General features: G+C 49.3%; 8 protein-coding genes. 1 reads left to right on the forward strand and 7 read right to left on the reverse strand.

From position 1 onward, the window contains the following. Positions 1–67: 67 nt before the first annotated feature. From ACFS25_RS18070 to ACFS25_RS18100, 7 genes are all read right to left on the reverse strand, one after another. Positions 68–871, reverse strand: a complete 804-nt coding sequence (locus ACFS25_RS18070; protein ID WP_381503842.1) for an SDR family NAD(P)-dependent oxidoreductase — start codon at positions 869–871, stop codon at positions 68–70. Then, entirely contained in the window at positions 871–2,982 is a 2,112-nt protein-coding gene (locus ACFS25_RS18075) for an alpha-glucuronidase family glycosyl hydrolase (protein ID WP_381503844.1), read from the reverse strand. Before ACFS25_RS18075 ends, ACFS25_RS18070 begins: the two co-directional genes overlap by 1 nt. A 36-nt stretch (positions 2,983–3,018) precedes the next feature. Beyond that, positions 3,019–4,263 carry a mannonate dehydratase gene (gene uxuA, locus ACFS25_RS18080; protein WP_381504573.1) on the reverse strand — a complete coding sequence of 415 codons (1,245 nt, stop codon included), beginning with the start codon at positions 4,261–4,263 and terminating at the stop codon, positions 3,019–3,021. A gap of 93 nt (positions 4,264–4,356) precedes the next feature. Next, positions 4,357–5,796, reverse strand: coding sequence for an alpha/beta hydrolase family protein (locus ACFS25_RS18085; RefSeq protein ID WP_381503846.1), 1,440 nt, complete (start codon positions 5,794–5,796; stop codon positions 4,357–4,359). 7 nt (positions 5,797–5,803) lie between these two features. Next, the gene (locus ACFS25_RS18090) at positions 5,804–7,165 is read right to left on the reverse strand and encodes an MFS transporter (RefSeq protein WP_381503848.1); all 1,362 of its coding nucleotides are present in this window, start codon (positions 7,163–7,165) and stop codon (positions 5,804–5,806) included. Between the two features lie 49 nt (positions 7,166–7,214). Further along, positions 7,215–8,498 carry a mandelate racemase/muconate lactonizing enzyme family protein gene (locus ACFS25_RS18095; RefSeq protein ID WP_381503849.1) on the reverse strand — a complete coding sequence of 428 codons (1,284 nt, stop codon included), beginning with the start codon at positions 8,496–8,498 and terminating at the stop codon, positions 7,215–7,217. 35 nt (positions 8,499–8,533) lie between these two features. Then, on the reverse strand, positions 8,534–9,478 hold the full coding sequence (locus ACFS25_RS18100; RefSeq protein WP_381503850.1) for an RraA family protein: 945 nt from the start codon (positions 9,476–9,478) through the stop codon (positions 8,534–8,536). A 203-nt stretch (positions 9,479–9,681) separates the two neighbouring features. Here ACFS25_RS18100 and ACFS25_RS18105 point away from each other — a divergent pair, with 203 nt between their 5' ends. Beyond that, entirely contained in the window at positions 9,682–12,207 is a 2,526-nt protein-coding gene (locus ACFS25_RS18105) for a glutaminase family protein (RefSeq protein ID WP_381503851.1), read from the forward strand.

Genomic DNA, 12,207 nt, shown 5'->3' on the forward strand with positions numbered 1-12,207 from the left:
GCTGACGCAAAACTTCACAACTTCATAATATGCTTTCCCCGGTTGGCGCACTTACCACACAAAAAGGTTAAAACCCGATTGAGTTGCCGCCATCGACTGGCAACGAGACGCCCGTAATATATTTAGCCGCTTCGGAGGCCAGAAAAACAGCCGCCCAACCAATGTCTTCGGGTTTGCCGAACTTACCCATTGGCGTCCGGCGCATGGCACGGGCAAATCGGTCGGGGTCGCCACCCATAGCGGTTTTGCTCATCGCCGTTTCTATGAAGCCCGGCGCAATGGCATTGACCCGAACGCCGTTGCCGGAAAACTCTGACGCCAGTACTTTCACCATCCCTTCTACCGCCGATTTTGAAGCCGCATATGCAACCACCCGATCAATTCCGTAGTAGGCTGCCATCGACGAAATCATGATAATTGAGCCACTCGAACGGGCCATCATCCGCTGGGCGCAGGCACGTGTCAGGCTAAAAACCGAATTTAGGTTAGTGTAAACAATTCGGTCAAAATCTTCGTCAGTGACTTCCAGAGCAGGTTTTTTCATATTAACTCCGGCATTGTTGACCAAAATATCAATTGACCCATGTGTGGCTTCGATACGTTCGACTAAGTCGTTGAGTAACGCCCGCTCCGTTACATCGTTGACCATATAATGCGCTCTTTCGCCAAGCGTCTCAATGGCTTCGCGAAGGGGTTGCTCCCGCCGACCCGTTATGACAACATTGGCTCCGGCCTGCACCATACAGCGGGCAATATCAAAACCGATACCACTACCTCCCCCGGTAATCAAGGCCAGTTTACCATCGAGTGAAAAAACGGTTTGATTAGGTGACGATTGATTACCGTCCTGCGTATTTTGTCTTTGTTCCACTAGCGTAATTGGTAAATATCAACCAGGCGTTTAACATCATCCAGCGTTCGCTCTGGTTTCTTGTAAGGAGCCGGGATGGGTTGTCGGGAATACTGTTGGAGATACAACACCCAGGCATCCCGCCACCAGATAGCTTCTTTATGCTGGGTAATTAACCGACCTGTTACATCAGCAAAAATTTCTGGGTCAACGGCTGGTTTTACTTGTGCCCATTGCTGCTGCATCCAACCAACAGAGTCAGCACCAGTGTAAAAACGAGTACAAAGTTCATCCCAAAGTGTTCGCCCTGTACTGAGTTTCTTTATCCAGGGAATATGGTGATACCAAAGCAAATACGGCAATGGACAGGTTTCTGGATCATTCCACATTTGTTGTACTTCCAGTCTGTATTGCGCCAGTGCATTGCTACCCGTTGCAGTCCGGTTAAATCCCAGTCCAATTGAATCGGCGCGATGGTAATAAATAGCTGTCCAGTCGGGACGAGAGCTTTTTTCCAGCCACGGTTCGGGCGCGAAGTGAATACCCGACCAGGGACGCGACAACCCGATTGGCGTGTTATAGTTGACGTAAATTTCCCGCGACCGAAGCATCAAATCGGTAATCGTCTTTACAGCTTTTGGTTCGGTTGTGAGCGTCATCTTTATCCATTCGTGGGCAATATCTTCCGATGATAAGGTGTGGTCCCACGCCAGCCGCCCGAAGGCGTACCAGTTCGCTTGTGCCATCGGATTTCCGGTCCAGTTTCGGTCGGAGCCAGTGTTCGCCACGCCCGAAATAGCCGTCGTGGTATATCCATGCAGGCTACCATCTATTACTTTTGATACAGGCGAACCTTTCCCTTTCGCGTACGTATCTGTGTCTAAACATTCTTTAAAAAGCGGAGCTTCATAAACCAGGTGGGTGGCAAAACCGGTGTACTCCTGCGTAATTTGAAACTCCATTGCCAGAGGTGTTTTCGGCATTGCCCCAAACAAAGGGGAGACCGGCTCGCGCGGCTGAAAATCAATGGGGCCGTTTTTCACCTGCACGATTACCTTCTTATCGAATTTACCATCCAAAGGCGTAAATTCTTCGTAGGCAGCTTTAAAGCGATCAGCTTTAGAATCGGCTTTATAAACGAATGCCCGCCATATAACTATACCATCGTAAGGCGCAAGGGCATTGGCCAGCATATTAGCTCCGTCGGCATGGTTGCGGCCATAATCCTGCGGACCGGGTTCACCTTCGGAGTTGGCTTTGACTAAAAACCCGCCGAAATCAGGAATGACTGTATAAATCTCTTTTGTCTTGTCAGCCCACCATTTCCTTACCTCCGGGTCAAGTGGATCAGCCGTTTTCAAACCGCCAATGGTTTTCGGAGCCGGGAAATAAACCGACAGATAAACCCGAATGCCATAGGCCCGGAAGACATTCGCCAACGCAGCAACTTTTTGAATGTATTCATCGGTCAGGAAGCGGGCACTGGCATTGACATTATTCACGACCGTTCCGTTGATTCCCAGCGACGCATTAGCGCGGGCGTAATCGCGGTAGCGCGGGTCAACCGTGGCGGGCAGCTCATACCATTTCCAAAGTGATTCACCAGCGTAACCACGCTCGATAGTGCCGTTTGTATTGTCCCAATGGTTGAGTAGCCGATACTGAATTTTAGGATTGCTGGTCAGCGAGAGATTATTGACTAGTTGACCTGTCTGAATTTGCCGGAGTAAAGCAAAAACACCGTATAAAACACCTTTCTCCGTTTTACTGACAATGGCTATATTGTTCTGTTTTGGGAGAACTTTATAGCCTTCGCTGGTGAGTGTTTGGGCATCGGCGTTTGGGGCATCAGCGACTGTCAGGACAATACCGCCCGTTCGATTTCCAGCATTAGCGATAAGAGGAACAGACTTCCCCAGTAATCCCTGCAAACCCGTTTGTAATTCATCGGCGGCTGATTTCAGAATTTGGCTGTTACCGTTTAGCACAATGAACTGCGCTGACCTGACATAATCGTCTCGTTTGGCTACGTCTTTAATGAGGTCGTATTTTAACCAAAGGCGGTACCCATCGTCAGCGTAGCTAGTGGTTGACAGAAGAAACAGAAATATCCAACCGGCTATTTTATTCATTTGCTGAATTTTAATCATCCTGAAAATCAATTCGTTTTATTCCAGTGACCGCTCAATGCCCATTTCCAGTCCTCTTAACTCGGCCAGTCCCCGCAGCCGACCAATGGCTGAATAACCCGGATACGTTTTTTTGTTTAAATCGTCGAGCATTTGGTGACCGTGATCAGGGCGCATCGGGATGGTTGTTTCACCGACGCCCACTTGCTCGCGTCGTTTCTGTTCCAGAATGATGGCTTTCACAACCGCATACATATCCACATCGCCCGCCAGATGATCGGCTTCGTGGAAATTACCGGGTCGAGTCACGAAAGGCCGCCCGAGTGATACCCCCGGCGTTTCGGTCTGTTCACGCTTTGTCGTCCGTAAATGAATGAAGTGAATTCGTTCGCCGAAACGCTCAATCATGCCCGGCAAATCATTATCAGGCCGGATACCCAATGAGCCCGTACAGAACGTGATACCATTGGCTGTCACATTACAAGCCGCCATTAACTGCGACAAATCGGCTTCCGTACTGACCACACGGGGTAATCCAAGTAATGAATATGGAGGGTCATCGGGGTGAATACACAAATTTACTCCGACTTCATTCGCGACCGGGGCCACCTGATGAATAAAATAATATAGGTTCTCCCTCAGTTCTGCATCGCCAATCATGGCATATTCGTTCAGTAACCCCTGAAACGTATCGAGCGTAAACGCTTCTTCAGAACCGGGCAAACCAAGCAGGACAATATTTGACAGTTCGGTAATTTGGTCGGGTTTCATCCGGTCGAATTTCTTACGGGCCGACTCAATTATTTCTGGTTCGTAGTCCGTTTCTGCATCAGGTCGTTTCAAGATACACAAATCAAATACGGCAAAATCTTCCCAGACGAACCGGAGCGCCTGTGAACCGTCGGGCATTTCGTACTGTAGATTTGTGCGCGACCAGTCCAGCACCGGCATAAAATTGTAGCAAACGGTTCGGATGTCGCACGCTGCCAGATTTCGAATTGACTGTTTGTACGTCTCGATATATCCCTCGCGGGTTGGCCGACCCTTTTTGATGTCTTCATGAACGGGCAAACTCTCGACCACCGCCCATTGCAACGGCGAGTAGGTTTGATTAGCTGCTTCAACAAGTTGTTTTCTCTTGTTAATTTCCTCGACTGACCATAGTTCGCCTACCGGAATCTGGTGCAACGCGGTAACAACGCCCGCACAACCAGCCTGCCGAATATCCATCAACGAGACCGGATCATTTGGCCCGAACCAGCGCATGGTTTGTAACATTCCCATTAGATTGTCTGTAACATAACCCGGACGGCCACGTCCGGGAAGATGATGATTTATACTTATCTTAGATGTAGCCATTCAGCCCGGAACGACAGACTACTTTTTTACCTTAAACTGCCGTTGTGCAAATTCCAGAAAAATGGGCCAGTCAAGCGAATCCACATGGCCTCCTTCATGGTTGCGAAAAGCGAGGTCGCCGTCAATTAGCGAGACATCAGGCGCAGGCATTTGGTTGGTATTCAACCCTTTTTTACCGAGTAAATTGTATACCGGACTTGCTCCGACGCAAGCCAGAAACTCGCCTTTGGAATCAGACCAACTGTCTTTAGTACCGCCCGTAATGAATACTGGACGGGGAGCGACAAGGGCAATTAAATCGTGTGCATCAACTGGCATAGCGTCCCAATGACCACCATATTTCAGAAAATTACCCGCCATCCAGTGATATTCGCCCGAACCGGCCACATTGTCGATCGTTTCGCCGTAGCTACGCTTTTCTAACGAAGCCCCCATTGACCCAGAGCAGCTGGAAAAAACAATAGCCCATCGTTGGTCCAGCGCACCAGCTAACATGGCGGTTTTGCCCCAGCGCGAATGTCCCTGAACACCAATCTGTTTGGCGTTGATAGCCTTATCTTCTTCAAAATAATCGAGTACCCGACTCAACCCCCAACTCCAGGCAGCTAACACACCCCACTCATCGGGCTGGCGGTCTTTTCCCCCGTTCATCAGACCGATAACACCCTCGTGCAAACCGGCTCCGCTATCCATCTGAATAGCTCCGGTATTAACCAAAGCAACGGCCCAGCCCGCATCAATTAGTTTTTCGATGGTTCCCATTGGCTGGGGAAATGAACCCCATACGATGACCATCATCGGAATCTTTCCCGACGCATTAACCGGCATGTAATAGGTAACAGGAATACTCGGTGTTACCGATGGATAACGGGAATTATCAATACGGCCAAGTATGGTTTTTCGAGTCGCCTTCCCAGTCAGAACCGTACTATCCGTTCCCGAAGCGGCAAAGGTTACAGTTGGCGTGTTGGCCGGTGTTTTCCCATAGATTTCGGTCAGATAATCGTTCAGAATTTCGGGACGACGCTGTTTCCACCAGGTAGTCGCATTGGTTACAGGCTTCCCGTTTTTCAGCACCAGCGGGTCAGGTAGTTTGTACTCGTTAGCGATAGCTTCGTCATAATTCGACCAGATTCCCCAACTTGAGCGAACGTGCGTGTAACCCGCTTCGTCGAACCAGTTAGTCGAGCCTTCTTTGGGTTTAAGGTGCTGTGGACGTTTAGGGTCATCGGCGGGCGGGGGTAGCGTTGGCAGTTTCAGATTGAGTTTATCCATCATCTTCTGCCAATCTTCCTGACTGGCCTCCCGCATTTTGTTCATATAAGCCGTCCGTTCCTCTGGCGTCATTTTTTGAAAATCGGGTGATTGCGCCTTGGCACTGCCACTAGTCAAACCAGCAATCACGCATATCCAAAATAGGGGCCGGCAAAACTGGAACGAAGCCGTACGTTTTTTCATGTACTGATTACTTGATATTTACCCGGCGGAAAACAAAAATGTAAAGCATAGTCCAGGCCGCTAAATAAGCCAGACCGGCCACATAAAATATAATGTAATACCCTTCCGACAGATGCCCGAGGGCTTTATAATGGTCTAGGATTCGTCCGACAAGTAAGGGAAAGATAGCCCCGCCCAGTGTTCCCGCCATAGTTCCCAAACCCACTACGCGACTGATTACCTGTTTTGGAAACTGATCGGCGGCTACCGTAAAAATATTGGCCGACCATGCCTGGTGAGCCGCTACTGCCAACGATAAAATGGCAATGACCGGCCACATACTGTCCATCTGGCTAATGAGCATGACGGGCGTAACGCAGATGGCAAATAACGCCATTGACCACTGGCGCGCGCGTGTTGGGTGCCATCCTTTGCGGATTAGCATTGACGATAGCCACCCGCCCCCCACACTACCAATAGTGGCTGCCAGATAAATGACAATTAGTGGAGCGCCCAGTTTTTTCAAATCGAGGTGATAGATATTAGCTAAATAGGATGGCAACCAGAAGAGGAAAAACCACCAGATAGGGTCGGTCAGGAGTTTACCACTCATAAACCCCCAAATAGCTTTATTAGCAAAAATGGGGTACTTGACAGCGACTCCGTCAACCATATTAACTGAAGCAGCATCACCAGCGGTCGCGAATTCGGCAGAAGTTTCTTGTGTAATGTGAGCCAGTTCGGCAGCATTGACACCTTTGTGACGGGTTGGGATATCGTAAAATAACCACCAGACTACAATCCAGATAAACCCTAAAGCGCCTGTTACAATAAAAGCCGTCTGCCAGCCTGCCACGAGTGCCAGCCAGGGAACAATGGCCGGAGCCGCCACAGCACCGATATTGGCCCCAGCGTTGAAAATACCAACGGCCAGGGCCCGCTCTTTTTTGGGAAACCACTCGGCTACGGTCTTAATGGACGCCGGGAAATTACCGGCTTCACCAATGCCCAGAAACGCCCGCGCAATCATAAACCCAAACGTACTACCCGCCAGGGCGTGGCCCATTGCCGCCAGACTCCAGACCAGAATCGCTCCGATATAGCCGATTTTAGTACCAACCCGGTCGATAATATACCCGGCGAGCAAGGTGCTGGCACCATAGAAAAAAGTGAAGACTGTTACGATATTACCATAATCGGATTCCGTCCAGCTAAATTCTTTTTCTAAAATGGGTTTCAACAGACTGATTACCTGCCGGTCGAGGTAGTTGATCGTTGTCGCGAAGAAGAGTAGCCCAACAATTACCCAACGATAATTACTTGACTTGTTCAGCACGTTTGGCGTTATAAGTACGTTGCCAGCGGGTGGAAGTTTTTGGTTTCCCGTCATAAAGTGTTATAATAAAACAGTGGAGGGACTCATCAATCAACATCCTTGATTATACGAAGAATGGTACGTCTTTTGGCGCGTATTTGCGCATACCTTCTTCATTTATTTCCACGCCGATACCCGGCTTATTGGATAATGGAATGAAGCCTTTCTCCACCATTGGCCCATCGAAGGTGACGATATCTTTAAACATTGGCTCCTCATGGAAATAAATCTGCCACTCCAAAATCAGGAAGTTTGGCACCGATGCACATACGTGGCTGGACGCCATTGCACCCAAATACGACGCCACCATGTGCGGGGCAAAGGGCACGTAATATAAATTAGCTAGATTGGCAATTCGTTGTCCTTCCCCCAGACCGCCCGCTTTCTGCAAGTCAGGCATAATAATATCAACGGCACCAATTTCGAGTAGCTTACGAAAGCCGTGTGCCAGATAATGGTTCTCACCGGCACAGATTGGCGTATTGGAAGCCTCCCGGATTTGCTTGTAGGCTTCGGGGTTCTCTGCCGGAATTGGTTCTTCGAGGAAGAGCAAATTCAGTGGCTCCATCAGTTTGGCTACCCGCCGACCCGTTGTTACGTCGTACTTCCCGTGCATATCCACACAGATGTCGATCTTCGGGCCAACGGCCTTGCGAACACCGGCAATCTGGTTGTACATCCGCTCCAGTTCGCCCTGGCTGGCGGTCCAGTTATAGGTGTCGTATTTGTTGGGGTCATTACGTTCGTCGATATCATATTTCACCGCCGTAAAGCCCATATCGACTGCTTTTTTAGCACTCTTGCCAAACGCATCGGGGCTGGTGTCGGTTTCCCGATAGGCTCCCGTGTCGCAATAAACGCGGACTTTATCCCGGAATTTTCCGCCCAATAATTGATACACCGGCATGCCGAGGGCTTTTCCGGTTAGGTCCCAAAGAGCTGTTTCAATCGCCGAAAGGACAGAGATATACATCCCCGACTGGGCACCTTCAAAAAAACCAGATTTCCGAACGTCTTCAAATAAGCGATTGACATTGAGCGGGCTTTTACCTTTAATACGTTCGCCCATCAATTTAACCAAGTGATACGTTCCGACCGAAGCGTCGACGGCTTCGCCACAGCCCCATATTCCCTGGTTGGTGTGCACCTTGACAAACAGACTATGCCCATTGCGGGTATACCCACACTTGATATCCGTAATTTTCAGATCTGAAGGAGCCGATGATTGTGGAGCGCGGTCAACGGCTATTTCGAGCCCTTCACCAAAACTTGATAAGGCACTAGCACTGAAGACGCTGGCTAAGGCACTCTTGGTCAGAAATGAACGTCGGGAAGAGGTATTTTTCATAAAAACTCAAAAAAAAAGGCGTTAGGTCAGTGGGTTTACCAGGTACGGGTTTTCAAAAATTCTTGTATTTGCTCTTTAGGAACGGGTAATTCATTGACGTGGGCGTTGAGCCACTGAGAGAAATCTTTCTCTATGTTATCAGACCAGCGCGAGTCGATTTGGCCTGGAGTATATTTCTGTTCGCGCAACCGCAAGTGGCCAAACATGTCCCGTAACCGAATAATCTCTGAAGTCTTGACAACTTTTTCGGCCAGATGGGGCGGAATAAACGCCACGCCACCGTCGCGACCCAATACCACGTCACCCGGCATTACCATTACTTTACCGATGCGTGTAGGGCGATTAATGCCAACCAGCGTGGTATTTAAATTACCCTCTGGATTGTGATGCGATGGGTGATAACTTCGAAAATAGGACGTGAAACCGCCAATTTCTTTGAGTCCGGCAACATCCCGAACGGCACCTTCATAGACGATACCGTTGCCAGTCTTGGCGTAGATGGAATTGCCGAGGTTATCCCCAATAGTCGGCCCATCTTCGTGCATGCCGTATTGGTCAACTACGTACACATCACCCTTAACCAGCATGTCAATTGGCCAGGCATTTTGCGATTTTACCCGACCATCCTTGGTATGTCCTTTTTCATCTGTCACTCGGTGCACGTCAGGCCGACCAGGCATAAATGTGGCCGTCAGCGCCCGGCCAACCAATACACTATCAGGATTAATCGTCTGCCAATCACCTGTGAACTGATAGCGATAATTTTCGCCTTTCATCACCGACCAGGCTTCTTCCTGCGTAACCAGCCTCATGCGTTTCAGAATGGCATCCGGCACTTTCGGACGACCATCGGGAAACCGTTCGCCTTTCCAATCGGGAGTAAGAAAGATAAGTTCTTCCTTAGAAATCTGCTGCGCAAACGATAGGGTTGCCTGACTAATTAGTGTCAGAACCACCAGCAAGGAGAATACTCGTTTCATAGAAAACGTTAATAACTACAAGGATTTAAGAGAATTATATAAAATAAGAAGTATAGGAGGGCATTCTACCCGTCCATCTTGTTTGTGTTCATAAAGAACCCGGCTACTTACCACCAATTCTCCATGGAGATAAGTAAAGGTTAACCTCCATTGGGTTTAATATGCGTGTGACCTTTGTTCATATTCAAAAACTTATGTTTCCAATGCAAAAAAACACGGCTCTGTATCTCTCACTTACGCTGCTTTTTTTCCTTTCGTTTGTGCCTATTCATGCCCAAAATCTGCGCCCACCCGCCTATCCGCTTATAACCCATGACCCTTACTTCAGCGTCTGGAGCACCACCGATAAACTGACCGATTCGCCCACGCGCCATTGGACCGGCAAGCCACAATCACTGGAAGGAATTATTCGGGTAGATGGAAAAGCATATCAGTTTCTGGGCGCGGTACCAACTACGTATGAAGCCATTCTGCCAACCGGCGAATCGCATTCATACACAGCCCAGTACACACTGGCAAAGCCGGATGCTGGCTGGGAAAAAACAGACTTTAACGCTGGCAGCTGGAAATCGGGGGCGGGGCCATTTGGCGATACACCCGAAGCGAAAACGAAGTGGTCAATCAGTGAGTCAACCCCGTCGGCGAACCGTTCGAATGACATCTACATCCGGCGTGAGTTTACGTATGATGGCAAAGCCGACCCTACTAAACTGCTATTATCCATTAGTCACGACGATGATGTTGTCATTTACCTCAATGGCGCCAAAATTTTAGACAAGCCCGATTACACCAACGAATACATTTATTTGCCCCTGTCATCGGCGGGTCAGAAAGCGTTACGCAAAGGCAAAAATATACTGGCCGTACATTGTGTAAGCCCGCGCGGTGGTTCGTTTATTGATGTGGGTATTGTAAATCCCGTTACAACATCGTCTGTTACGACCGCAACCCAAACGGGCGTAACCGTATCGGCGACACAAACCAACTACACATTTACGGCTGGATCCGTAAATGTGGCCGTCAATTTCCTGTCGCCCCTGCTATTAGATGAACTGGAAGTTGCTGCCCGACCCATCACGTATGTCACGTTTGATGTGCGTTCGGAGGATAACAAACCGCATTCGGTGCAGGTATTTCTAAGCGAATCCGGCACACTTGCGACAAATACCATTGGGCAGGAAGTAGTTATGAAGGCTGGACAAGCACCCGGCCTGACTTACCAACAAGTTGGCACTCAAACACAGTCTGTACTGGCGAAGAAAGGAGACAACGTTCGCATCGACTGGGGGTATGCGTATCTGGCCGTGCCGCAAGAGAGTGGCAACTACACGGCGGCTGGTATGGCAACTGGGCTAAAACAGACATTTCTGAAGACGGGAAAACTTCCCACAGCCGCCAATAAATTAGCCCCACGAGCCGCAGTAGATGTTGCTATCGCTACCGTCCTTGACTTCAGCAACGTCACGAAGCCAACAGAAAAACACCTGATGCTGGCCTACGATGACCTGTATTCAGTGCAGTATTTTAAGCAGAATCTACGTCCCTGGTGGCGTCGGGACGGAAAAACGACCATGCCTGCTCTGCTACAAACCGCCGAGGAAGACTACGTCCGACTTCAAAAAAAGTGTACGACTTTCGACGCTAAACTCCGCAGTGATGCTCGGAAGGCGGGTGGCAATGATTACGCCGATTTGTGCGTACTAGCGTACCGACAGGCTATTTCTGCTCATAAGATTGTGGCCGGGCCGAAGGGCGAAACATTTTTCCTGTCGAAGGAAAACTTCTCCAATGGCTCCATTGGTACCGTGGATATAACTTACCCGTCGGCTCCGTTATTTCTCCTTTACAACCCGACGCTGCTGAAAGGCATGATGGAACCAATTTTCCAATATTCTGAAAGTGGTCGATGGAAAAAGCCCTTTGCCGCGCACGATGTCGGGACGTATCCGCAAGCTAATGGTCAGACCTATGGCGAAGATATGCCCGTTGAAGAATGCGGTAATATGCTCCTGCTGACGGGGGCCATTGCCGGGGCTGAAGGCAACGCTGATTACGCCAAGCAACACTGGAAAACCCTGACGACCTGGGTGGAATACCTCAAACAATATGGCTTCGATCCGGCTAATCAATTGTGTACTGATGATTTTGCGGGGCACATTGCCCGAAACGCTAACCTATCGGTAAAGGCCATTCTGGGTATTGCGGCTTACGGTCAACTGGCGGCTCAGTTAGGCGACAAGGCGACGGGCCAAAGTTATTTGAAAATGGCGCGGGATATGGCGGTCAAATGGCAGCAACTTGCCGTCGACAAAACACCCTCTGAGAAACCCCATTATGACCTCACTTTCGAGAATTCAGCTGATACGTGGAGCCAGAAATACAACTTAGTCTGGGATAAGCTGTTAGCCCTGAATGTATTCCCTAAAGAGGTTCCTCAAACGGAAATTGCGTTTTATTTAACCAAACAGAAGCCTTACGGACTACCCTTAGATAGCCGAAAAACGTACACTAAGTCAGACTGGATTATATGGACGGCTACGCTTGCCAAGTCAGACCGTGATTTTGAGGCACTCGTTAAGCCTGTTTGGCGATATGCCAACGAAACGCCAACGCGGGTACCTCTCTCCGATTGGCACGAGACGACCAACGCCAAACAGGTTGGTTTTCAGGCCCGTTCGGTGGTGGGTGGTTATTTTATTAAGATGCTCGAAGGAAAACTAGCTAAATAA

This window comes from Spirosoma flavum, from assembly GCF_042686045.1.
Lineage (GTDB): Bacteria > Bacteroidota > Bacteroidia > Cytophagales > Spirosomataceae > Spirosoma > Spirosoma flavum.